Genomic DNA, 21978 nt, shown 5'->3' on the forward strand with positions numbered 1-21978 from the left:
GGAAGCTTTGCTTTATACACTGAGTGTGGGAGGTTGTGCGGTGGCCGTGCCGCCAAACAGGTTTGCTGCATAAGCCATAATAGATGGACAACTTGACGATTAAACAACTTGGGAAAAAGAAGGGGGAGAGAGCGATGGTGGCTATGACAAGACAGCAATTTATTGCGGCATTGGTGCCTGCCGTCATACAAGTACGGCGCGAGGGCTCACCGATGCTGCCATCTGTACGACTGGCGCAGTATATTTTGGAAACCGGAGGTGTCATTCATTCCTGGTATAATTTAGGTGGAATTAAAGTCTTGGGAGCTTCGCCCAATGCCTATTGGCAGGGCCAAGCGGTCGTCAAAGGAACATGGGAGCATGTCGATGGCCGAAATATAAATACGAGCGCGGCCTTTCGCGCATACAGCAGTGTCTATCATTTTATGAAGGATCAGGATCTGCTGTTTATGAAAGCGCGGTATGATCGAGTGAGGCTTGCGAAGACGCCAGAGGAACAGGCGCAAATGCTGCTGGCCTGCGGCTATGCAACCGATCCGGCGTATGCAGCCAAGCTGATCGCCATCATAAACAGCAATGGGCTTCGACAGTATGATAACGAGGCTGCAGCGGCTGTAAAGACAACGGTATTTCAGGGCGCGAAGACGGTGCCGATTTTGCAAGGAGGAATGGTGGAGGTGATCGGTTATGAGCGTGATGGCACCGTGTGGGTGCCAGCGAGAGCGCTCGGCAGCCGCCTCGGCGGAAAAATTGGCTGGACAGGTTCAAAAGTAACGGTGAATAGCCAGGAGCTGGAGTCGCTGCTGGATGGAGGAACGGGGTATGTAACGATGCGTGCGCTGGCTGCTTCCCTGAATAAAAAAATCGAATGGGAGCCGAGCACACGCACCGTGACGATTATATAAGGGCAAGGCAGCTATTTTTTACGCTGGGAGGCTGCCCAGAAAGCAAGCACAATCAGCGGAATCGTTATAAACCACGGAATGTGAATGGTTCTGCCAGCAACAAAAGCGAAAATAAACAATAGCACGAAGCCGATAATAATATACAGACAGCCTCTTCCGAAAGTATTCATAAAATCTGCGCACCTCCTAGCATAAGGAACTCATCCCTTATCATACGAAGCAATCTTTAGCAGGTTGCATGAAAATAGGAGCTGCGCAAAATTAAGCGTTACAGCCAGGTTGTTTTCTCTGCATAAGGCTTGCGCGCAGTAGCTGGCGCTTCCCCTTGCGGGTATCCGATGAAAAGGGTGCCGATTATTTTTTTGCCCTCCGGCGATCCAATAAAGGCAAACATCCGCTCGTCATGGACGAGGCCGATGCCGCGTGTACGCCATACAAGTCCAAGTCCCAGCGTTTCGGCGGTCAGCCACATCGAGTGAATGGCGCAGGCTGCGGCATATTCGTTGTCCTTGGAGGAAGCTTCGTCCCCTTCAATGATATCGGCCGTTACAACAATGGCAAGGGGCGTCGTTTCCAGCACTTTAATCGATTCTTTTACTAAATGCGGCTTGGTTGGAAAACGCTCCTCCAGATAGGTACGCGCCAATTGCTCATAACGCTGCTTTGCTTCGCCGCGAACGACATAAAAATGCCAAGGCTCCCGCAGGCGGTCGTTAGGGGCGAGCGTTGCAGCTTCCAGCAAAGCGGCGATTTTCTCTTCCTCTACTTCCTGCGGCAAATAATTACGCACTGCGCGTCTTTGTTTCAAAGCATCAAGCAAGGTAAGGGTGGTGGTAGTCATTGTTTTCTCTCCTTCTATAGAGTGCTGCAGCGTATGGGTGCAACAAAATGGATAAGCTCTCCCTGTATACTATACAGTGGAACAGGCGATGAGGAAAGGGATACAGAAGTAGAATATAGAATAAGAAAAAACGATATATAATAAGATAATAAGCTTACATATCCAGTCGGCATTTATGATTTGGTTAGCTAGCTGCACAAGGAGGAACTGAAAATAATGGGTAAAGCATTTGATAAATTATTGCCGGAGCACGAGGAGTTTATCGGGCGGCAGCACATGTTTTTTGTAGGATCGGCTCCGCTGACGGCGGAAGGGCATGTTAATATATCTCCGAAAGGCTACGATACGTTTCGCATATTGTCGAACCAGGAGGTCGCTTATCTCGATTTGACGGGGAGCGGCAATGAAACGAGTGCGCATGTGCTGGAAAATGGCAGGATGACGATTATGTTTATAGCAATGGAGGGGAAGCCCGTTATTATGCGACTTTTCGGCACAGGGAAAGTTGTATTGCCAGGAACTGAGCGCTGGAATGAGCTGATTGGGAGGTTTGAACTGCTGCCAGGCGCTAGGCAAATTATTGTGCTAGATATTCATAAGGTGACGACGGCGTGCGGATTCAGCATCCCTTTTTATGACTATCAGGGCGAGCGGGAACAGCTGAAAGACTGGGCTGAGAAGGTAGGTGATCAAAAGCTAACGGACTATCAAAATGAAAAAAACAGCTACAGCCTCGATCGGCTGCCTACCCCTCTTGGCATTCAGAGGCAGACAGCTGAAACATAGGCAAATAGCTGCTTTATGAACCTGTTATCGATTCGTTATTCATTCGCAGGGAGATTGTAACGGGAAAAAAGCTTCCAGATCAGCTCTCTGCGGCTGGACACTTCCGTTTTCGCAAAAATAGATTTGAGATGATCCTGCACCGTATACGAGGAAATATGCAAGGAACTGGCCAGTTCCTTCGTGGAAAGGCCACGCCATAACCGTTCGACCAGCTGCTTCTCGCGCGAAGTTAGCGCATAAGCTTCAGCAATGATTGGCAAAATATCGCCAGGCTTCGCAAGCTCGAACCATACCGCAAGCTGAACCGAGTGATCCGCGGCTTGGAGCTTGCTGGCTCGCAGCGATAAGTAGGGGCCATCAGGAATGCGGATACATACTTTTGCGTCGGTCTGTGGCTCCCTATCCGAGGTGCTTGCAGCCAAAGCACGCGAGCAAACGGCACGGATTGGTCTCGGCAGTGTCTGCTCGTCGATGAACTCCCATTCGCGGAGCAGCGACAGCCAGCTGTTTGCAGCGTCATTACTCGATAGAAGCAGCAGCTGCTCAGACAGAATCAGAATGCCAGGATCGTCTTGAAAGGCGGCGCCCTCGCTATCTGGCAGCAGCAAGCTCGCTTTTTTCAAGGTGCGGGCCATGCTTGGGACTAAGGAAGCGATATACAAGCGTTCCTCTTCTTGAAAAAACGGCTCATTGAGCTGCCGAAATAACGTCAAATACCCCCAGCAAGCCCCATCCACCGTAAGTGCTGCACGCAGCTCATCTCCAAAGCCGGCAGGCTGCAGCACCTTTGTATATTTGAGGCTTCGACTTAAATCGCCTTCGGTTGCGCCGCTTAATGTAGCAACGGGCTCCGCAAGCTTGGCAAGCTCCTCATACGAATTGAAATCCTCCCGCAAATATTCATATTCAAACAATAGATTATGAATGGCCTCTACGCCTTCCTCCGTAACTGCGCCAGTAGACAGCATCGTATGCGGATCGACCAGCGTACAGCATGCAGCTGCAAAAGGCATCGTCGTTCGCAGCTCTGCAAGCAGCCTCTCCCTATATTCGCTGGAGCGGAGGTTAGCCTCCTCTAATTTGGCGAGCTGTTTCCGTACACTTTCTCTTTGCTTGTTCATTCCAGCTCTCCTGATTACCCACATTTATGGGATAGTGATTTTGTGGCGACCCGATATAATTAACATTAATTACAGATTACATTTTACAGAATACCCGCCAAATTGAAAAGGGTGGACCATATACAGAGTTGAAGGGAGAGCTGTACCGATGAATGAGAAGCAGCCGCAACAACAGAAAACAATGAGTTGGAATGATCCCCAAGTGGAGGGCTATGGACGAACGATTTCTTTAAAAATACCCGGCTATTTCATGCTGTATGATATGACAGATCGTTTAATGAACGCGATGCTTGGTCCTGAAAGGGAACAGGACATATTAGTTGTTGGCGCAGGCGGCGGGCAGGAGATTGTGACGCTCGGCGGTGCGCATCCAGCGTGGAGCTTTACCGGGGTTGACCCGTCTGCACGCATGCTGGCAATAGCCGAGCAGCGCATTCGGATGGAGCGATTGGAAGCGGGAGTAACGCTGCACGAGGGAACGGCAGACGAGCTGCCGAAGGACAAGCTGTATGATGCAGCGACTTCCCTGCTAGTGCTGCATTTTATAAAGGGGCTGGATCAGAAAAGGAAGCTGCTGCGCAGCATAGCCGAACGTTTGAAGCCGGGAGCGCCGTTATTGATTGCCGCAATAAGCTGTGATCGCCAGGAGGAAGCATTCGCCGTGCAAATGAGCGCTTGGCAAAGCCACATGCTGGATAATGGCATTCCGCTGGAGGATTGGGAGCGGTTTGCCGCCTCTCTTGGCGCCGAATCAGATCCTGTGCCGCCAGAGCAGGTGGAAGAGCTGCTTCGGGAAGTTGGCTTTAACCATATTTCAAAATTTTTCGGTTCCTACCTTATTACAGGATGGTTTGCTGTCAAAGCAGACGGGGAGCATAACATAGAAGAGAAGAGGCAGGACAAATGAAACAAGACATCGTTGTTATAGGCGGCTACGGCCATGTGGGCGGAGATATAAGCAAGCAGCTCGGAGCAAAATTTCCAGGTAAAGTGTATGCGGCGGGCAGAAGCTTAGAGCGTGCGAAACAATTCGCGGACCAGACGGGCGGCCAGGTGAAACCAATGGCATTTAATTTAAGCAACTGGAAGCAGGAAATGGATTTCGAACGTGTCAAGCTAATTGTCATGTGTATGGATCAGACGGATGATGCCTTTGTACAGGCTAGCCTGCGGAGTGGAACGCATTACGTGGATATTTCAGCGTATGGCCCTTTCCTGACCAGCTTAGAGAAGCATACAGAGGAAGCTGCACAGGCACAGGCGACAGCGGTGCTGAGCGTCGGGCTAGCGCCAGGTGTAACGAATTTGCTCGCACGCAAGGCGCAGCAGGAGCTGGATCAGCTCGATAGCGTAGATATCGCAATTATGCTGGGGCTTGGCGATCAGCATGGCAAGGCGGCGATAGAGTGGACGGTCGACAGCATTGGCAGTGCATTTTCAATTGTTGAAAATGGCGGTGTCGCGCAGACGGTCAGCTTTAGCGGCGGCAAGCGCACCGACTTCGGCAAGGAGCTGGGCAGCCGCATGGCTTACCGTTTCCCGTTCTCCGATCAGCAGTCGCTGCCAAGAACGCTGAAAGTGCCGACCGTATCAACAAGGCTTTGTTTCGATTCAGGTGCGGTCACCCGCTTGGTTGCGTGGATACGCGCAACGGGATTATTCCGGCTGCTGAAAGTCAAATGGATTCGCTCTGCCGCTGTGAGCAGCTTTGGGATGATGCGTTTTGGCTCAGACGGCTATGCGGTTAAAGTAGATGGCTGGGGAATGAAAGCGGGTAAGAAGAAGCATGTTCAATATTTGGTCGATGGTTCCCACGAGGCGGCAGCGACCGCTAAAGTGGCGACCGCTGTTGCCACCGCTGTTTATGAAGGCGGCCTGCCAGGCGGTGTATTCCATACGGAGCAGCTATTTGAGCTGGTGAAGAGCGGCAAAGGCAAAATAGCCCTGCAAGCCGCTGCGGGCATTACGAAACGACCGCAGATCATTGAAGGCTTGAGATATGACAGCTGGGAGTAAGGCCAGAGCGTTATCAAGGTTGTTATAATGAATGTGCCTCATTTGAAATATGGCTAACTTCCAGGCCGAAATTTTCACATAAAGCTTGCAAGCCGCTAAAAAAACCTTTGCCGATGGCGTCAAATTTCCAATTGCCGTTGTGCAAATATAAATCCCCAATGACGATAGCTGTTTCTTTAAGCAGATCTTCGCCAAAATCGAATTGAGCTACCACTTGTTCCGTTTGCGGATGCAGCAGACAGATGCTGATTTCGGCCACCTGGCTGAAATCATGCTGCTGTGTCTCGCCTTCGTAGATCGAGAGAGTGAAGGCCATTCGCTGGATCTGCAGCGGCAGCTTGCTGAAATCGATTTTAAACTGTGCTGCATTGGGGCCTAGCTTGGAGTAGGAGACGGAGTTATCAGATGAAACGGGATTTCCGTAAAAAATACAATCTTCATCCCGCTCACACCGTCTTGCAGCAGATAGCAGGAAGGCCGTGGCGTCAATTTCAAGCGCCGGATTTAACAATTTCCATGAAACGCGAGCAACCAGCTGATTCAACCCCAAATGGAGGGTAATGTCAGCTTTTTGCCCGCTGATCAGCTGCAGCCCAGATTTTTCGGCTGCTGTTACTGTTGCGCTAGCTGCAGCACGTTTAGCGCTGGCAGAGGCGGCTGGCTTTGCTTGTTTTTTGCTTTTAGCAGCTGTTGTTGAGAAGGGCGAGTAACCGCGAGCATGCATTTTACCGATTTTATAGCCCTTGTCGAGCGCAAGCTCGGTAGGGCTTGGCTGCTGCTCACGCTCGAGCAGTCTTGCTAAAATTAACGCTGCCGCTCTTGCATCATCTAGCGCATCATGGTGATTCAACGGAATTTGATAATGGCCAGCTAATACGTTCAAACGGTAGGAAGGCATGTCCGGCAGCAGTTTTTTGCTAAGCTGATAGGTGCAATAATAATGAAATGCTGGGTAAGGCAGAGCCGCATCATCTAGACAATAACGCAGGACGCTCATATCGAAGGAAGCATTATGCGCGACTACCTGCTTATTATTCAATAATGGCTCTAGTACAGGCCATAGCTCGGAAAAAGTAGGGCTGTCCGCCACCATAGCCGGAGTGATGCCGTGAATTTCGATGTTCATCCGGTCAAAATGCTGCTGCGGATTAATGAGCCAAACCTGCTCGAAAACGATTTTGCCGCCCTGCACCTCGACGATGCCGACCGCGCAGGCGCTGGAGCGATTGGAGTTGGCGGTTTCAAAGTCAATTGCCACAAAGTCCATGGTGCATCCCCTTTAATTTGGTGTAAGTTTTTTAATTCTTACTGTGAATTATACAGGATGTCCGAAGCTTTTTGGCCGACTTTCCACCTTTTTCTTGTAGTGAAGGTATAAATGTCCGCAAAACGGACAAAATAAAATTATCGGCGTCGCAAGATGTCGTAGACAACCGCGGAGAAGACTTACGTTCCCCATAAGCTCTTCGTCCGGTTTCTCCTCTCCCATGAATAGAGCGTCCCGAAAGGGGCGCTCGATTTTTTTGTTTTTTATTAAAATGTACCGTCAACCCGGTAAAAGGTTTGTACCCCACGAACGAACCGGAAGGTGAGAACTCCATGAAATAGTCGAACACGATGCATCCAATCCTTTGGATGAAAAAAGTCATTGCAATTCAAAATGGAATCATTTATTATGGATATTATAGATCCGTAATAGCAACCTTATTTGAAGGGAGGAGGGGAGTTTGCAGTTTTCTAAAAGCACAGATTATGCCCTGCATGCCTTAATTCATTTGGGACTTTCAGAGCGTTGCCACAATGTCGGGATTAAGGAATTATCTAAGGCACTTGGTGTTTCTGAAAGTTACTTATCCAAAATCATGTCAAAGCTAAGGCAGGATGGAATCGTACGTGCAGTACCAGGAGTGAACGGTGGTTACGAACTTGCCAGGCGAGCTGAACAGATTTCGTTTTTTGATGTGATTCAAGTTATTGAAGGAAGGCAGCAGCTATTCGAATGCTCGAATTCGAGTTCGCAGCAGCATCAATTGTTAGCAGAACAGGGGCTTGCACTGCGGGATCAGAAACGTTCGGGCAAAAATGAATGTTTGGTTGAGAAAGTGATGAACGGTGCGGAGCAGCAACTGCACCAATACTTGCGGGAGCACACGATTCAGTCGGTAATGGATGAAACTTTCAAACGTTGTAACCAAGGGTCAAACAAGAAGTAATGCACTTCTTGCGCTTTAATTATGGATATTATGGATCTTTAATGTGGAGGTTTTTATGAAGTGAAAAAACAACTTTTCGATGTGGCTATTATTGGTGGTGGACCGGCTGGACTGAGCGCTGCCCTGGTGCTTGGAAGGGCAAGGAAAAATGTGGCGTTGATTGATGAAGGCCGTCCCCGCAACGCTGTGACTCGAGAGGTCCATGGGTTTCTTACCCGTGATGGAATCTCTCCGAGCGAGTTTCGACGAATGGCGAAGGAAGAGATCAGCGCCTATCCTTCCGTATCATTTGTGGAGGATACAGCTATATCAATTTTGGAAGTTGATGGCCGTTTTAAAGTAGAGACTAAGCAAGGAGTATTCTTTATAAGCAAAAAAGTATTGTTTGCTATCGGGATGAAGGATCGGCTGCCGGGCATTCCAGGGCTCGAGGAGGTCTATGGAAAAAGCGCCTTTGTCTGCCCGTATTGCGATGGCTGGGAGTTAAGAGATAAGCCGCTTGTCGTCATTACGAGGGGATATGAGCTTATGCATTTCGCTCCACTCATATCCGGGTGGACGAATCATTTTACCGTCTGCACGAATGGCCCCCACGAACTGACAGATATCGAACGCGAGGAACTTAGGCGAAATCAAGTGCCATTGTTTGACTCACCGATTCGGCAGATCGACTCTAGTGACGGGATCGTACGGCAGGTTGTTCTTGAAGACGGCACGACCGTTCCATGCAGGGGAATCTTTTTCAAGCCGGAATTGGTTACGGGATCGGATTTGCCGAGAAAGATGGACTGCCAAATCACGGAAACGGGTGTGATCGTTATCGATGAATTTGGAAGAACGAACATTCCTGGCATCTATAGCGCCGGGGATGTGGCATCGCAATTGCATCAGGCCATAGCAGCAGCTTCAATGGGGGCATTCACCGCCGCGGTCATCAACAATGAACTAAATGCAGAAGCTTGGAGGAAAAAATTATGATCGATTTAAACAACTTAAAACGCGGTCCAATTATGGTCGCACTGATTGTCGGCATGTTTGTCGCCGCTTTGAATGAAACGTTAATGGGCAATGCCTTCCCTGAATTGATGAAATCGTTCGGGGCGTCTGCAACGACGGTTCAGTGGCTGACCACCGCCTACTTGCTGGTCGTTGGCGTGCTTGTTCCGGTCACAGCAGTATTGCAGCAATGGTTCAGCACCAGACAAATGTTCTTGTCAGCAATGAGCCTGTTCTTCACGGGTACGCTCATCTCAGCGATATCGCCGGAGTTCGGAGTGTTGCTGGTAGGGCGAATCATTCAAGCGATTGGTACCGGCATGCTGCTGCCGCTTATTATGAACATTATCATGACCATCTATCCGCCGGAAAAACGGGGAGGCGCAATGGGGATGTTAGGGCTCGTCGTCATGTTCGCGCCAGCTATCGGACCTACGCTTTCGGGCTTGATTGTTGACGGGCTTTCCTGGCGCTGGTTGTTCTATCTAGTATTGCCGATTGCGCTGCTCTCCATTATTGTAGGAGCCGCCGTTCTGAAGAATGTGTCGGAAGTAACCAAACCGCGAGTGGACATTCTGTCCATCCTATTGTCAACTATCGGCTTCGGCGGAATCGTCTATGGTTTTAGCAGTGCCGGTGAACAGGGTTGGTCGGAGCCCTTAGTAATTTGGATGATAGCCTCAGGGGGCGTTTCCCTTGCGCTGTTTATTTGGCGGCAGTTGTTGCTTAATGAGCCCGTCATGGATTTGCGGGCGTTCCGCTATCCCGTATTCGCGCTTGCCGCCGTACTGATGTTCGTGCTTTTGATGACGTTTTTCTCGTCCGCGATCATGCTCCCGATGTTTATGCAGGGGGTGTTGATGATGACGGCATTCAAGTCGGGTCTGGTATTGTTGCCCGGTGGAATTCTGAACGGGCTGATGGCTCCCATCTCAGGCAAGCTATTTGATAAATTCGGCCCCCGCGTTCTTGTCATTCCCGGATTGGCCATAGCTGTCGTCTCGTTGTGGCTATTTACCCGATTCGGCGAAACGACAGCGACTGGCTTCCTCATCGCTGCACATATCACGCTGATGGTGGGCATCGCGTTAGTGATGATGCCTGTACAGACCGCTGGGCTTAACCAGTTGCCGCGTCATCTGCACCCGCACGGGACGGCGATCCTGAACACTTTGCAGCAGGTGTCTGGCGCAATCGGTATTGCCCTGTACATTAGTATTATGTCGAATGGTCAGAAACAATATTTGAGTAACGTGAGCGATGCACAGTCACCAAACGAAATCATCAAGGGTCTGGCTGCCGGTATAAACAATGCTTTTTGGTTCGGCGTTGTCGTTGCGCTCGTTGCACTGGTGCTGGGTCTTTTCCTGCGAAAAGGAAAAGCGACAGAACAGGAAAAGGAACTGGGGCAGGGTGAGTCTTGATTCGGTACTTGCCTCTAGAAAATCATAAAAAACACAAGAAAGAATGAGGAGCGCATATGAACGATTTCTTTAATGCAGCCATATGGGAAAAAGCGTGGAAAGAAGATTCCGATTTGACACTAGATAGGATGAGAAGGAAGGGAATTGATCCTACCCGGTCTTTTGACCATAAGGCCAAGACTTTCAACGAGCAATCATTTAGTGAAGAGGGAAGAGAGCGGACTTTACGAATTATGCATTGGCTTGAGGGACAGGGGGTTCGATTCGAAAACGCCTCTATCCTCGATATTGGCGCTGCATCAGGTGTGTTCTCTGTGCCGTTCGCTGAGCGGGGCGCCCGAATAACGGCTGTAGAGACTTCTCCCCCTCTAATTGAGTTGCTGCAGGAGAATACCTCGAAATTCGCAGAAGACCAGGTGAATATTGTATCCTTGCCGTTTGAAGATATTGATTTGGAGACCAAAGGATGGAAGAAGTCCTTTGACCTTGTCTTTGTCTCAATGAGTCCGGTTGTTCACAATTGGAAAAGTGTGGAGAAACTGCTTCAGTGCTCTCGAAAGTACTGTTATATCAGTATGCCGGTCGTTCCAACGGAGCACAGTTTAGTGAATGAGATTTGGCCGCTCGTCACTAGTCAATCGTACAGATCGAAGCTTACTGAAATGGGATATTTGCTGCATCTGCTCTATCTTAAAGGTTACGTCTACGAATCACTCATTACAAGCGAAAAGAAAACGAAAGAAATTTCTAGATGGAACAAGCGTATCCTTCCAGTAAAGTAGTTATTCAAGTGGGCGGACGTTATGGCAAAGTTCTAATCCGTTTGCAGGATTAGCCCATGTCTACGAGGAAAAACGGAGTTCATATACGACTCGTTGAGTATTAAGAAACTAATTATTTTATCAATGGAGGAATGAACGATGAGAATAGAGGTCTGGTCAGATTTCGGTTGTCCCTTTTGCGTGATCGGTAAAAGAAAACTTGAGAATGCGCTTGAAAGATTTGCAATGAAGGATGAAGTTGACGTTGTATATCGTAGCTTTCAACTCCATCCTCATGCAGAAAACAGAACTTTAAGCGTGCAGCAGCTAGCCTTTGAAAAGCAAATGACTGTCGAGCAATTGAAAGCCAAGCAAGCGCAGGTAGCAGAAATGATTAAAAAAGAATCTGGGCTAGTAGCCAATTACGATCCCGTTATTGTTGCCAACACGTTTGATGCGCATCGTCTGGTTCATTTTGCAGCGAAGTCGGAAAAAGGAGCGGAGTTAACCGAACGTCTTTTTCGCGCTTACCTTTCCCAATCCTTGAATATTGCCGACCACAAAGTCCTTGTTTCCTTGGGGAAAGAAGTGGGGCTTAACGAACAGGCAGTGGCAGATATGTTGGCCTCTGATGCTTATAAAGCTGAGGTGTTGGATGACATCGCCAAGGCTAAGAAGTTAAACATTTCAAGCTTACCGACATTCGTTTTAAATAATAAATATTTCATTTCAGGCGCTCAGTCTGAGGATGTCTTTTTAAATGCCATAAACACGATCTGGGAGGAGGAACGTAAATCCATAAAGTTTGAAGAAGAAAATCGTTCAGAAGGGGATAATAGCTGCTCGGATGGGGCTTGCAGCGTTTAGCTTGTTGGGCTCAGCTAAAAAAGCTGAGCTCAAATTTATTATTGCTATATTATAGAGAAGCTTTCTACATCTTTAACAACGACACTTTCAGCTTTTGCGTTCTCAGCGTTCGAGGAATCGTCCTTCTTAGTACAGCTATTCCGACTTGGACGAAGCCTTATCGAGCTCGCTTTCATTACTTCTCACCGAAGATGTGCCTGCGGAATCATCATCACGCAGCCTGCCATTAACAAGGCCAGCAATCAAAATGACGGTGATTACCCAAAACAACCATTTTTTATAAAACGGCTGGCTCTTCATTGTTCATGCTTGCTCCTATCGTGTATTCGTTATGAAATAATATAAATTAACTGTTTAGCTGGAAGGCGACTTCCAGCTTTTTCGATCCGGTTTGGGCTTCGCCTGTACTCGTTAATGCTATTTTACCGGTAGCGAGCTTAGAGGAAGAATTATCGTTCTGGACGACATCAACAAACACAGAATTGACAATCTGCGATTTAGTGAGTGCGATTGAGCAGGCATGCTGCACAAGCTTTTTCAGCTCTTGTTGATTGACGGTTAGCGTACCGAGCGTAACATGCCAAATACCGGAGTCATCCATACGTTCTTCCGTTATTTCGTATTCAGGCAGCTGCACTTCTGGTGAAGGGGAAAAGGATGTCAGCCGCTCCGAACTCGTTGTTATTGAAGGGGGAGATGGCACTTCATCCGCTATTTGCTTATCTTTATTCCCCGTATAAATGATCCTAACCAGACTGCCTGCCACGAGAGCGACAATGATAAACCGGGTCTGATTGAACAACAGTGTTCTTCTTTTCAACAATACCGACTCCTATACTAAAATCTACTTGAATTGCTCGCGAACCCCTTCAAAAGCGGCCTTCATATCATCGCTAGTTGCGGTTGAAATGAATCCAAAGCTGAATTTATCTTCTATAATAAGGCCGATAAACTCCTTATCCCCGTCTCCTTTAACCAAGGTCAAGGAGCCTTTCGTTCCGTCTTTTTCATAGTCGACCGTTTCCACAACTTTCGGATTTAAAAAATGATCCTTCTCATCAATAACCGCAGATGCGGCAAATGCAAATATGCTTTGAACATCAGGATGCATATACTCCTGAGCAAATTTCTTTCTGGCCTCTACATCGGTTTCGTTGTAGTAGGAGTTAATATAACCAAGCGTAAGCTGTTCACTTACGTTCAAGTCATTTTCAGGCTCGGCGGTCGGTGCGGCAGTTGCCTCGGTTTCTGGTGAAGGCGATGCCGAAGTCTCAATCTTCGCTGAAGGGCTTGGTGATGCAGTAGCCGCTTCATCCGAAGAGCACCCACTCAGAACGCCAATAGCGACCACTGTTAATAGGCCATAACTAATCTTTTTGTAAAATGTTTTTCTCGTTTGCAATGTGTCCGCTCCCTTTATCATTGTTTCGACACCAATATACTACAAAAGTTATGTTTTGGCGATATGTGGAAGAAGGAGTAGAGAGTATGGTAGTTTCTATCAATCCACTTAGCTAGTCCGTGTATGCAAGCCTGATCTAGATCGATTTTAGTACCAGACGTATTGCCTCTCCTGCCGGGTATGTCGCCTCTGACCAACGTGAACCTATATACCGAAAGGTCGCTCTATGCACTTCGCTTCCGGGTTTTACTCCCTGCACAAAGATAGTTGGCGGACACAGCAGCGGTTATTTCGACAGAATCACGTGTTAACGGAAGCCCGCGGACTCAGGGGACGTTAATACGCTGCAAACAGCCATTTTGTCAGGATATTGAGGGAGATAACGGATTTCCTGTCCGCATACGTCATAAAATCGGATCAAAAGCCAGAATAGCGGAACCTCTGTCCTCAAAAAAAGGAGGCTGTGTCCCGAGCCGCGTAGTGTCAGCAACAATTGCGGGCTGTGGTTTTTTATTCCTTAGAAGCTGTAAATTGGCGATAGTCGAGCTTTTTTTACAAAAGCTTCATCCTCTTTAACATCCCGGGGCAATTATGGTACGATAGGCGGGATAGCGAATAAAGGGGGCATTTGGCAGTGAGAGTCATTGCGGGCGCAGCCAAGGGACGACCGCTGAAGGCGGTGCCTGGCAACAATACAAGACCTACGACCGATAAGGTGAAGGAAGCGATTTTCAGCATGATAGGGCCTTTTTTTGATGGGGGCGTTGCGCTGGATTTGTTTGCTGGAACCGGAGGGCTTGGCATAGAGGCTTGGAGCAGGGGGGCCGAGCGGACGATTTTTATCGATCAGGAGAAAAATAGCATCGACATCATTCGCCACAATACGCAGGCGGCCGGCATGGGGCAGGAAGCGGAAATTTACCGCAACGATGCGGAACGGGCGCTAAAATTACTGGAAAAGCGTGGAATCGCTTTCTCGCTTGTTTTTCTGGACCCGCCTTACCGAATCATAACGGCGGACAAGCTCATGACGTATATGGCTGACCATGGCATGCTTGAAGACGGGGCAACGATTGTCGTTGAACATGACGCAGCCCATAGCTATGAAGAGCAGTGGAACGGCTTTTTTCAAATGAAAAAAAACAAATACGGCGACACGACGGTAACAATTTATCGCTACGAGCCGAATGAAGCTCAAAATGGAGGACTTAACGATGCAGACGAATGACCAGATTCGCGTAGCCGTATACCCTGGAAGCTTTGACCCTGTCACTTTTGGGCATTTGGATATTATCCGCCGTTCGGCGAAGCAGTTCGACCATTTAATAGTAGCTGTACTTAATAACACGAGCAAAAATCCGCTGTTCAGCCTGGAGGAGCGCAAGGAAATGATCACTGAGCTGACATCGGACTTGACGAATGTTTCGGTTGAAAGCTTCCGCGATCTGCTTGTGCGTTTTATGAAGTCCCGCAACGCCAACGTAATTGTACGGGGCATTCGTTCCGTGACGGATTTTGAATACGAGCTTACGCTGGCATCGACGAACCGGCTGCTCGATGAGGATATTGATACAATTTTTATGATGACCGATCCGAAATACTCCTATCTCAGCTCCAGCATCGTGAAAGAGATCGCGCAGTTTCAAGGTGCGGTATCTGAGCTCGTTCCGCCTGCGGTGGAGAAGCGCCTGACTGAGAAGTACATGTCGAAACAGTAGAAGGCACTTGGCTTAATTAAGCTGTATCCATAGTTGAAACCAGGCATTATTTAGGTGTTTCAGCCTCTCTTCGTGCCAGCATATACAACGCTGCGAGCAGCAGTACGAGCAGCGCTGATGCAGCCAACGTATAGGGCCATATATTAGGGAAATGCTGCGCGTGAAAATAGCCCGGAAAAGGGCTATTCATCCACGCCCCGTTTGATGAAACAGCTGGCAGCGCGCTAGCGGCTTGCCGCAAAAAATCAAAAGGGGCGCTGGCGAGAATCAGCTGCGCCGGCTTCCACAAGAGCACCACGAACCAAGCGGCATGCCCGGCATGAAGCAGCTTGGCGCCAGCGAGCGGGAGCAGCTTAAGATCTGTGCCGCTCGTTGAGTAGCCTGCCTGCAGCAGCCCGCTGATGCCGCTCCATGCGAGTATCGCGGCGGTGATTGCTGTGCTCAGCACAGGTGCCAGGTTCGGTGCTTCCAATACGGCAGCTGTGTAGGTGCCGATATGGCTTTCGAGCAGCGCGGGCAGGAAGAGCGCTTCCCACCAGCTTCCTGAGCTGATAAAAAGCCAAAGCGGCTGCATAAGCCGGGCGATGACAGCGGTGAAAATGATCAGTCCGCCAATCAGCATCAGCTTCTGCACGCCACCGGATACGGCTTCGCCGAGCACCCGCCCGAAGCCGCGGCCGTCGCTCTCCCGCGCAGCGATGATCGCCTTGGCCGCCCGCTCGACCAATCGGCCTTCCTGCACCTGGGCGGCGCGGGCCGGGAAAGCCTCGGACCTGCTGGTGAGCAGCAGCAGCCAGGCGGTCCACAGCGCAGACAGCCAGACGGCTGCTGCGATCAAGAGCCCCAGCTCCGGCTGATGCATAAAGCCTGCGCCAAGAACGACAAGCATGAAAATAGGATTTGGCATATGTGAAAAGGCGAGCAGTCGCTGGCCTTCTTGGAGCGTAACATGCCCATGCCTGCGAAGCACGGCCGTCGTTTCAGCACCGGCGGGAAAGCCGGATAGCCAGCCGAACAGCAAGGGCAGTGCAGCCTCACCGGGAAGGCGGAACAATCGGCCCATGAGGGGCTGGAGCAGCACGCCAATTCCGTGAACGAGGCCAAAGGCGGTAATGAGCTCAAATAGGACGAGAAACGGCAGCAGCCCGGGAAAAACAATATTCCACCATAAGGTCAGCCCTTGAAGGGAAGCTTGAAAGGCTGCCTCGGACTGGTAAATAACAGCTCCGACCAGCAGAATGGATGCTAGCGCTGCGAGCAAGGTTTTAGCCACTGGACGATCAACTCCATTTCAGGTCATCGTATCGTAGGGAATGGAATGCCTTCGATAAGGGCGAGAATATCCATTTTACAGCTGCGCTTATGGAAAATGCGGGCTATTTGCAGCGCCTGTAAGGCCGCCAAAGAGAAATTTTGCAATACTACGGTTGCTTGAGAGCGTTGGGAGATTGCAAATGGCAGCTAGTATAGCGGCTTGTACGATATGTATGCACTCGCTTGGCCCGTTAGACCGTTGTTATATGTGATAAAGAAGCTTTATGAGGAACGGAGGGGCGCAAGTTGTCCTTGAAATCGTCTGGAGTAAGGCAGCTAGGTTTTATTATGTTGGCGACCGCTTTATTCATGTATTTGCTGTTGTACGCACCAACGCCTTATGTCATGTACGAGCCTGGGCTTGCTGCTCCGACGAAGCCGATGGTGCGTTTGGTAGAGGAGCGGAATGACGATGCAGCGGTGAAGCCTTCATCAAGCCCATCGCTCAATTCGACGCCAGAAGAGGGAGCTTTTCTTATGACGGCTGTCAGGCTCTCGGATGCGAATTGGTGGGAAACCCTCTCTTCGGCATGGGATAAGGATATCGCGACATACAGCCGCTCATCGATTTTACGCGGTTATACGGAGCAGGAATATGCCGAGAGAATGACCGTCGTCATGCAAGGCTCGCAAAATCAAGCTATTGAAGCCGCGTACCGCTTCGCCCATCTTTCCTATCAATCAGTGGTCGACAGCATTGCGGTGTCGGATGTGTTGCAGGACAGTGACGGCAGTGAGGGAAGTGGATGGGAGCTTGGAGATGTTCTCGTTTCCTTAAAAGGCGGCAAGCCATTTGCGGATGCCAAGCAAATCGTCACTGAGCTTGGAGCCTATAAGGCTGGCGATGAGGCTGTATTTACCGTAAAACGGGGAGGAGCGGTGCAAGACGTTGCGATTACGCTGGGCGCCTATGAGGCTCCTTTAACGTTGGACAAGCTTCCTAGCGCGCTTGGCGGTGTACAGCTCGCTGAGCTTCGCAGCCTGCAGCCGGATGACAGCCGCTTTAAGCTGCAAATCGATGCAGGAGCCATTGGCGGCCCCTCGGCGGGGTTGATGTTTGCTCTGCAGTCGCTTGATTTGCTGCTCGGCAAGCAGGATTTGACGGGTGGCGCGATTATTGCCGGAACAGGTACAATCGCAGCGGATGGGACGGTCGGTGAAATTGGCGGAATTGCGTTCAAGGTCATTGCGGCAAGCCGCGAGGGAGCTGAGCTGTTTCTCGCCCCGTCCGCGAACTACAAGGAGGCTGCGGACAAGGCGAAGGACATAGGAACGAGCATGAAGGTCGTCAGCGTGAATAGTCTTAGCGAGGCTAAGCAGGTCATTGAGCAGTATGTCAGCGAAAAATAGGCCGTGTGAATTAGAGCATGATCGGCTTGGCATAATAGTCGCGAAATAAGGCGACCGGCTGCTGGCTTCCTGTATTAGCGAGCATATAGGCAGCAGTAGCTTGCGTATCGAGCTCTAAATAACGGTAGGGCTGCTCGGCAGCCGATGCGCTTAATAGGACAGGCAACGTCGCGGTCGTGCGCATTTTTCGCAGCAGCCCTTTGCCTTTTTCGCTAAAACCAAGCACGCGAATATATTGCAGCCCGCTCCGCAGCTTGTCCGGTGTGAAATCCGACTTGGCATGTCCAAGCAAGATCGAAAGCAGAGACCGTTGCAGCTTCGTTCGGGTATAACGTTTCGTTTTGAGCTCAGCAAGCAAATGCTCCACCTGAAGCTCCTTTAGGCGAGGCAGCGTTTTGCGGATGCGGTGTTCAAGCCCCTCCGTTATTTCATGCAGCTCGGCCAGCTGCGCTGCTGAACGGGTGACGATGGCATGCAGCAGCGGCGAGGCGAAGCTGTCCCAGCTTACGGGACTTCGCCCTGCATCCCATTCGCGTGCCAATACGTCATAGGTTGTGTCTGGCACGAATGGCTTAATGCCTGAAAGCTGCCGTTCCAGCAGAAGCTGTTTGCGTATGGCTGTAGCGCTGGCAATGGCGCTGTCCGTTACGTCTTCCTGGTTGTAAGCGGCTTTCTCGCGGCGAATCGTAAAAGGCTCCATACGCCCGCCAAGACGCGCAAGGGCGATCAAATAATGCAGCCCCAGCGTATGGTTGGGCATGGCAAAAGGAAAAGCGGCAGCCTCCGCCTTGCCTATGCTGCCCAAATAAGCGGCTACCGCGCTGCTGTAAGCGCTCGGGTAGCTCATTCCCGTAGCCAGCAGCTCCTTGAGCTGCGAGGCGAAAGCGGGCGGCTCCTGGGCGATGACGGAGGCGGCATCCATAAGTGGAGCCAAATCGCCGCTTTCCGTGCCGAAGCAGAAGCCATCGACGACGCCCGTTGCCTCCAGCAGTGCAACGGCGCCGTAGGAGAACCATTCCGCCGCCTGAGTAGAGTAGGCTACAGGCAGCTCAATGACGAGATCGCAGCCTCCGCGCAGCGCAGCTTCCGTACGGCTCCATTTGTCCATCACGGCAGGCTCGCCGCGCTGGAGAAAGTGCCCGCTCATGACAGCGACAACGGCGTCAGACCTGCTTGCCAGCAGCGACTGCTGCAAATGATAGCGATGGCCGTTATGAAACGGATTATATTCAACAATTAATCCTACCGTACGCATATAACCGTGCTCCTTAATTGTAAAATGATTGCATTACAAGGTGAAACGGCTGCCCTCCGTCCTTTGTCGGTGCGGCGCGTTTCAGTCCGAGAAATATAAGCCTATTGTAGTTGTAAAACTTATAATTGCTTATATTTCAAGCGTAAACGACTGAAGACGTCTTCTGGCGGCAAAGCAGCCGTTTCGCGATGAAATATAAGCCTATAATAAGTGTACAACTTATAATTGCTTATATTTTAAGAATAGCACAGCTATGATCAACATATGAATCGTGACCCTCATTTTCAACCGTTGAAAGTGGAAAATAGCTAATCCTCTGTGAAAATGTTGACAAAACCCTTATAAAATAGCTATAATAAATTTTGTTTGTTTGAGGTGATAATATGCAGTTTCATGTAGAAGAAACGATGTCCAAGAGGTTGAAGCATACAATCAATGAATCCATTGATGTTGCCCCTCTATTTGAAGGACGGGCTGATGTGATTCACACAGGTCCGCTCCATGTAGCGCTTGAGGTAGAAGGAAATGCAGGGTCGATCTTGGTTGATGGTCAAATGACGATCGATTGGGAGCTTGCTTGCTCCAGATGCTTGGAAGCCGTTCAGGAGCATACAGTCATTCCTTTCTCCGAGCAGTTTGAGCCTGCGCCGAAACGTGGCCAAGACGAGGATGAGCAGGAAGAGGATGACGACAGCGACTTCATTGCGGTATCCGGTGAAAGATTGAATTTGCAGCCTTATGTGGAAGAGGCGCTTCAACTGTTTATGCCGTTTGCCCCGCTTTGCAAGAGCGATTGTAAAGGACTTTGTCACACATGCGGACAGAACTTAAATGAACAGACATGCAGTTGCAACAACGAGAAGCTAGACCATCGTTTTGCAGCATTGAAGGATTTGTTCAAGGATCAATAGTGTATCGCTTCGCGAATATTGTGAAGGAGGTGTTAAACATGGCAGTACCTCAAAGAAGAACGTCCAAAACTCGCCGCGACAAACGTCGCACTCACTTTAAGCTGGCTGTGCCAGGTATGGTAAAATGCGAGCAATGCGGAGAGCTGAAATTGGCTCATCACGTATGCAAAGTGTGCGGATACTACAAAACGAAAGAAATTATTGCTCAATAATTTCCGGGATCTCACAATGGCACTTCATCGCTTGGTGAGGTGCTGTTTTTTTGCACACGTTTAGCTCCTTATAGCAGCGTTTTTCGTTTCTTCTCGGGACGAAGCCGCCTTTAGTTAGGTGGAAGTAACCGTCTAGGATTGCTTCGCTGCTTACAGAGGCTTTTTTTTATAGAGAAGTTTAGTACCAGGTGATAATAGCAGATGTTGGTCTGTTGGACCGGCGTTTTTATAAAATATATGATTGGTGATAAAGGCCGTTTTTGTGCCTGCTCACGCCAGTCCAAGGTGGTGCCGACGATCGAACGAATGCCCAAACGGCAGCGGCATCAGCTGCTTGCCAAACTTATGGAGGAAAATCCGTTCATGACAGACCGGGAGCTTACCAGGCATTTAAAGGTAAGCATCCAAACGATCCGCCTGGATCGGATGGAACTTGGTATTCCCGAACTGCGCGAGCGGCTGAAGCTGATGGCGGAGCGTTCGTACGATACGGTACGGTCATTGCCGCTTCATGAAGTGATAGGTGATATTGTTGATCTTCAGCTGGACAAGAGCGGAATTTCGATCTTTGAAATACGTGAGGAGCATGTGTTCTCGCGAACCGGCATTGCCCGGGGCCATCATGTTTTTGCCCAAGCCAATTCGCTGGCCGTCGCCATTATCGACAATCCCATCGCTTTAACGGTAACGGCGGACATTCGGTTCATTCGCCCGGTAAAATTAGATGAAAAATGCATAGCGAAAGCCTATGTGAGGTCCATTTCCGGCGAACGCTCCAAAGCGAAGGTCGAAATTTTCACGTATGTTGGTGAAGAAATGGTTTTTCAAGGGAATTTTGTGATTTTCCGCTCCGCGGGGGAGGCGGAGAATGAAGGAGGGGACGAACATGCGGATCGCCATTGACGCTATGGGCGGAGATAATGCGCCAGGGCTCATTGTGAAGGGCGTGCTTGAAGCCGCGCACGAGTGGCCGGATACGGAGCTTGTACTGGTTGGCGATACTGCCATCATCGAGCAGTTGATGGGTGGCAATAAGCCAGCCAATATTAGTCTTTGTCATGCCGATGAGGTTATCGGACCTGATGATGAGCCGGTAAAGGCTGTTAGGCGTAAAAAAGGGGCTTCCATGGTCGTGGCGGGACAGCTCGTCCGTGAAAAACGGGCAGATGCGATGCTGTCTGCCGGAAATACCGGAGCATTGATGACGACAGGGCTGCTCGTTGTCGGCCGTCTGGACGGCATTGAGCGCCCGGCGCTCGCGCCTATGCTTCCGACGATGGACGATGTCGGCATGCTGGCGCTTGATTTGGGCGCTAATATGGACGCGAAGCCAGAACATTTATTGCAATACGCTATTATGGGAAGCATTTATCGCTCCAAAGTGCATGGAATGGAAAAGCCGCGTATCGGGCTGCTCAACGTTGGAACGGAAGCTCGCAAAGGCAATGAGCTGACTAAGGCGGCATACGATTTGCTCGAACAGTCGCCGATTCATTTTATCGGAAATGTTGAGGCAAGAGACGTGCTTAGCCGCAGCTGTGATGTTCTCATTTGCGACGGATTTGCTGGAAATATTATGTTGAAAGCGATGGAAGGCACGGCAGGCAGCCTGTTTGGCTTCATCAAAGACGCTTTTGGCGAAACGCTGCTTACGAAGCTGGCCGGAGCGATTATGCTGCCGAAGCTGCGCAAGCTCAAAAACAAAATGGATTATAAAGAACATGGTAGCGCTCCGCTGCTCGGCTTGAACGGGCTCGTCATGAAATGCCACGGCTCCTCTGACGAGGTAGCTGTCAAAAGCGCGATTCGCCAGGCGCGAATTGCCATTCAAGGCAAGCTGACCGAATCGATCGCAGCGGAAATAAGCGGGAAGTGAGTGTGTTGTG

The 21978-nt window shown here is 49.9% G+C and carries 24 protein-coding genes and 1 pseudogene; 16 read left to right on the forward strand and 9 right to left on the reverse strand.

Annotation, left to right across the window (positions count from 1 at the left end):
• Positions 1–134: 134 nt before the first annotated feature.
• Positions 135–905, forward strand: coding sequence for a glucosaminidase domain-containing protein (locus tag AC6B99_RS13235; protein WP_056038380.1), 771 nt, complete (start codon positions 135–137; stop codon positions 903–905).
• An 11-nt stretch (positions 906–916) separates the two neighbouring features.
• Here AC6B99_RS13235 and AC6B99_RS13240 read toward each other — a convergent pair whose 3' ends face one another.
• Entirely contained in the window at positions 917–1075 is a 159-nt protein-coding gene (locus tag AC6B99_RS13240; RefSeq protein WP_200931650.1) for a hypothetical protein, read from the reverse strand.
• A 98-nt stretch (positions 1076–1173) separates the two neighbouring features.
• Positions 1174–1746: a nitroreductase family protein gene (locus tag AC6B99_RS13245; RefSeq protein ID WP_056038377.1), complete on the reverse strand. Its 573-nt coding sequence runs from the start codon at positions 1744–1746 to the stop codon at positions 1174–1176.
• Positions 1747–1962: 216 nt separating this feature from the next.
• Here AC6B99_RS13245 and AC6B99_RS13250 point away from each other — a divergent pair, with 216 nt between their 5' ends.
• The gene (locus AC6B99_RS13250) at positions 1963–2532 is read left to right on the forward strand and encodes a pyridoxamine 5'-phosphate oxidase family protein (protein WP_056038374.1); all 570 of its coding nucleotides are present in this window, start codon (positions 1963–1965) and stop codon (positions 2530–2532) included.
• Positions 2533–2567: 35 nt separating this feature from the next.
• Here AC6B99_RS13250 and AC6B99_RS13255 read toward each other — a convergent pair whose 3' ends face one another.
• Complete coding sequence (locus AC6B99_RS13255) at positions 2568–3653, reverse strand: helix-turn-helix transcriptional regulator (RefSeq protein ID WP_496663518.1); 1086 nt, start codon at positions 3651–3653, stop codon at positions 2568–2570.
• 148 nt (positions 3654–3801) lie between these two features.
• Here AC6B99_RS13255 and AC6B99_RS13260 point away from each other — a divergent pair, with 148 nt between their 5' ends.
• Together AC6B99_RS13260 and AC6B99_RS13265 are read left to right on the forward strand one after the other, a co-directional pair.
• Positions 3802–4560, forward strand: coding sequence for a class I SAM-dependent methyltransferase (locus AC6B99_RS13260; RefSeq protein ID WP_063892606.1), 759 nt, complete (start codon positions 3802–3804; stop codon positions 4558–4560).
• Positions 4557–5669: a saccharopine dehydrogenase NADP-binding domain-containing protein gene (locus AC6B99_RS13265; RefSeq protein WP_494863979.1), complete on the forward strand. Its 1113-nt coding sequence runs from the start codon at positions 4557–4559 to the stop codon at positions 5667–5669. The genes AC6B99_RS13260 and AC6B99_RS13265 overlap by 4 nt, the downstream gene beginning before the upstream one ends.
• Before the next feature lie 22 nt (positions 5670–5691).
• Here AC6B99_RS13265 and AC6B99_RS13270 read toward each other — a convergent pair whose 3' ends face one another.
• Complete coding sequence (locus AC6B99_RS13270; RefSeq protein ID WP_496663519.1) at positions 5692–6936, reverse strand: TerD family protein; 1245 nt, start codon at positions 6934–6936, stop codon at positions 5692–5694.
• A gap of 460 nt (positions 6937–7396) precedes the next feature.
• Here AC6B99_RS13270 and AC6B99_RS13275 point away from each other — a divergent pair, with 460 nt between their 5' ends.
• From AC6B99_RS13275 to AC6B99_RS13295, 5 genes and pseudogenes are all read left to right on the forward strand, one after another.
• Positions 7397–7882: an RrF2 family transcriptional regulator gene (locus AC6B99_RS13275; RefSeq protein WP_496663520.1), complete on the forward strand. Its 486-nt coding sequence runs from the start codon at positions 7397–7399 to the stop codon at positions 7880–7882.
• Positions 7883–7942: 60 nt separating this feature from the next.
• Complete coding sequence (locus AC6B99_RS13280; RefSeq protein WP_496663521.1) at positions 7943–8860, forward strand: NAD(P)/FAD-dependent oxidoreductase; 918 nt, start codon at positions 7943–7945, stop codon at positions 8858–8860.
• Positions 8857–10302, forward strand: a complete 1446-nt coding sequence (locus AC6B99_RS13285) for an MDR family MFS transporter (RefSeq protein ID WP_496663522.1) — start codon at positions 8857–8859, stop codon at positions 10300–10302. Before AC6B99_RS13280 ends, AC6B99_RS13285 begins: the two co-directional genes overlap by 4 nt.
• Before the next feature lie 56 nt (positions 10303–10358).
• Positions 10359–11137: pseudogene (locus AC6B99_RS13290) on the forward strand (class I SAM-dependent methyltransferase).
• Between the two features lie 85 nt (positions 11138–11222).
• A complete protein-coding gene (locus AC6B99_RS13295) occupies positions 11223–11930 on the forward strand; it encodes a DsbA family oxidoreductase (RefSeq protein WP_496663523.1) in 708 nt (235 codons plus the stop codon).
• A 135-nt stretch (positions 11931–12065) separates the two neighbouring features.
• Here AC6B99_RS13295 and AC6B99_RS13300 read toward each other — a convergent pair whose 3' ends face one another.
• Genes AC6B99_RS13300 through AC6B99_RS13310 form a run of 3 tightly spaced genes read right to left on the reverse strand, consistent with a single transcriptional unit; the run spans position 12066 to position 13332 of the window.
• The gene (locus tag AC6B99_RS13300) at positions 12066–12230 is read right to left on the reverse strand and encodes a hypothetical protein (RefSeq protein ID WP_496663524.1); all 165 of its coding nucleotides are present in this window, start codon (positions 12228–12230) and stop codon (positions 12066–12068) included.
• A 46-nt stretch (positions 12231–12276) separates the two neighbouring features.
• Positions 12277–12750 (reverse strand): hypothetical protein, encoded by a 474-nt coding sequence (locus AC6B99_RS13305; protein ID WP_496663525.1) that lies wholly within the window; start codon positions 12748–12750, stop codon positions 12277–12279.
• 24 nt (positions 12751–12774) lie between these two features.
• A complete protein-coding gene (locus AC6B99_RS13310; protein WP_496663526.1) occupies positions 12775–13332 on the reverse strand; it encodes a hypothetical protein in 558 nt (185 codons plus the stop codon).
• 634 nt (positions 13333–13966) lie between these two features.
• On the opposite strand from AC6B99_RS13310, the gene rsmD reads away from it, so the two are divergent.
• Both rsmD and coaD read left to right on the forward strand, forming a co-directional pair.
• The gene (rsmD, locus tag AC6B99_RS13315) at positions 13967–14560 is read left to right on the forward strand and encodes a 16S rRNA (guanine(966)-N(2))-methyltransferase RsmD (protein WP_494863970.1); all 594 of its coding nucleotides are present in this window, start codon (positions 13967–13969) and stop codon (positions 14558–14560) included.
• On the forward strand, positions 14547–15050 hold the full coding sequence (gene coaD, locus AC6B99_RS13320) for a pantetheine-phosphate adenylyltransferase (RefSeq protein WP_496663527.1): 504 nt from the start codon (positions 14547–14549) through the stop codon (positions 15048–15050). Before rsmD ends, coaD begins: the two co-directional genes overlap by 14 nt.
• A gap of 46 nt (positions 15051–15096) precedes the next feature.
• Here coaD and AC6B99_RS13325 read toward each other — a convergent pair whose 3' ends face one another.
• The gene (locus AC6B99_RS13325) at positions 15097–16323 is read right to left on the reverse strand and encodes a nucleoside recognition domain-containing protein (protein WP_496663528.1); all 1227 of its coding nucleotides are present in this window, start codon (positions 16321–16323) and stop codon (positions 15097–15099) included.
• Between the two features lie 287 nt (positions 16324–16610).
• On the opposite strand from AC6B99_RS13325, the gene AC6B99_RS13330 reads away from it, so the two are divergent.
• On the forward strand, positions 16611–17714 hold the full coding sequence (locus AC6B99_RS13330) for a YlbL family protein (protein ID WP_496663529.1): 1104 nt from the start codon (positions 16611–16613) through the stop codon (positions 17712–17714).
• Positions 17715–17724: 10 nt separating this feature from the next.
• Here AC6B99_RS13330 and AC6B99_RS13335 read toward each other — a convergent pair whose 3' ends face one another.
• Positions 17725–18969, reverse strand: coding sequence for a nucleotidyltransferase (locus AC6B99_RS13335; protein WP_496663530.1), 1245 nt, complete (start codon positions 18967–18969; stop codon positions 17725–17727).
• A gap of 383 nt (positions 18970–19352) precedes the next feature.
• On the opposite strand from AC6B99_RS13335, the gene AC6B99_RS13340 reads away from it, so the two are divergent.
• The 4 genes from AC6B99_RS13340 to plsX all read left to right on the forward strand — a co-directional run bounded on the left by AC6B99_RS13340 (position 19353) and on the right by plsX (position 21968).
• Complete coding sequence (locus tag AC6B99_RS13340) at positions 19353–19880, forward strand: YceD family protein (RefSeq protein ID WP_056038343.1); 528 nt, start codon at positions 19353–19355, stop codon at positions 19878–19880.
• Positions 19881–19918: 38 nt separating this feature from the next.
• Positions 19919–20092, forward strand: coding sequence for a 50S ribosomal protein L32 (gene rpmF, locus AC6B99_RS13345; RefSeq protein WP_042160385.1), 174 nt, complete (start codon positions 19919–19921; stop codon positions 20090–20092).
• 306 nt (positions 20093–20398) lie between these two features.
• Positions 20399–20995: a transcription factor FapR gene (gene fapR / locus AC6B99_RS13350; RefSeq protein ID WP_494864019.1), complete on the forward strand. Its 597-nt coding sequence runs from the start codon at positions 20399–20401 to the stop codon at positions 20993–20995.
• Positions 20979–21968, forward strand: coding sequence for a phosphate acyltransferase PlsX (plsX, locus tag AC6B99_RS13355; RefSeq protein WP_056038340.1), 990 nt, complete (start codon positions 20979–20981; stop codon positions 21966–21968). Before fapR ends, plsX begins: the two co-directional genes overlap by 17 nt.
• Positions 21969–21978: the final 10 nt, after the last annotated feature.

The sequence above is a fragment of the Paenibacillus liaoningensis genome, from assembly GCF_059609455.1.

Coding starts and splice junctions, on each gene's coding strand:
- AC6B99_RS13285 (WP_496663522.1), top strand. CDS start 8,857: ATGATCGATTTAAACAACTTAAAACGCGGTCCAATTATGGTCGCACTG.
- AC6B99_RS13260 (WP_063892606.1), top strand. CDS start 3,802: ATGAATGAGAAGCAGCCGCAACAACAGAAAACAATGAGTTGGAATGAT.
- plsX (WP_056038340.1), top strand. CDS start 20,979: ATGCGGATCGCCATTGACGCTATGGGCGGAGATAATGCGCCAGGGCTC.
- AC6B99_RS13240 (WP_200931650.1), bottom strand. CDS start 1,075: ATGAATACTTTCGGAAGAGGCTGTCTGTATATTATTATCGGCTTCGTG.
- AC6B99_RS13235 (WP_056038380.1), top strand. CDS start 135: ATGGTGGCTATGACAAGACAGCAATTTATTGCGGCATTGGTGCCTGCC.
- AC6B99_RS13335 (WP_496663530.1), bottom strand. CDS start 18,969: ATGCGTACGGTAGGATTAATTGTTGAATATAATCCGTTTCATAACGGC.
- AC6B99_RS13265 (WP_494863979.1), top strand. CDS start 4,557: ATGAAACAAGACATCGTTGTTATAGGCGGCTACGGCCATGTGGGCGGA.
- AC6B99_RS13250 (WP_056038374.1), top strand. CDS start 1,963: ATGGGTAAAGCATTTGATAAATTATTGCCGGAGCACGAGGAGTTTATC.
- AC6B99_RS13300 (WP_496663524.1), bottom strand. CDS start 12,230: ATGAAGAGCCAGCCGTTTTATAAAAAATGGTTGTTTTGGGTAATCACC.
- AC6B99_RS13270 (WP_496663519.1), bottom strand. CDS start 6,936: ATGGACTTTGTGGCAATTGACTTTGAAACCGCCAACTCCAATCGCTCC.
- rpmF (WP_042160385.1), top strand. CDS start 19,919: ATGGCAGTACCTCAAAGAAGAACGTCCAAAACTCGCCGCGACAAACGT.
- AC6B99_RS13340 (WP_056038343.1), top strand. CDS start 19,353: ATGCAGTTTCATGTAGAAGAAACGATGTCCAAGAGGTTGAAGCATACA.
- AC6B99_RS13295 (WP_496663523.1), top strand. CDS start 11,223: ATGAGAATAGAGGTCTGGTCAGATTTCGGTTGTCCCTTTTGCGTGATC.
- AC6B99_RS13255 (WP_496663518.1), bottom strand. CDS start 3,653: ATGAACAAGCAAAGAGAAAGTGTACGGAAACAGCTCGCCAAATTAGAG.
- AC6B99_RS13245 (WP_056038377.1), bottom strand. CDS start 1,746: ATGACTACCACCACCCTTACCTTGCTTGATGCTTTGAAACAAAGACGC.
- fapR (WP_494864019.1), top strand. CDS start 20,399: ATGCCCAAACGGCAGCGGCATCAGCTGCTTGCCAAACTTATGGAGGAA.
- coaD (WP_496663527.1), top strand. CDS start 14,547: ATGCAGACGAATGACCAGATTCGCGTAGCCGTATACCCTGGAAGCTTT.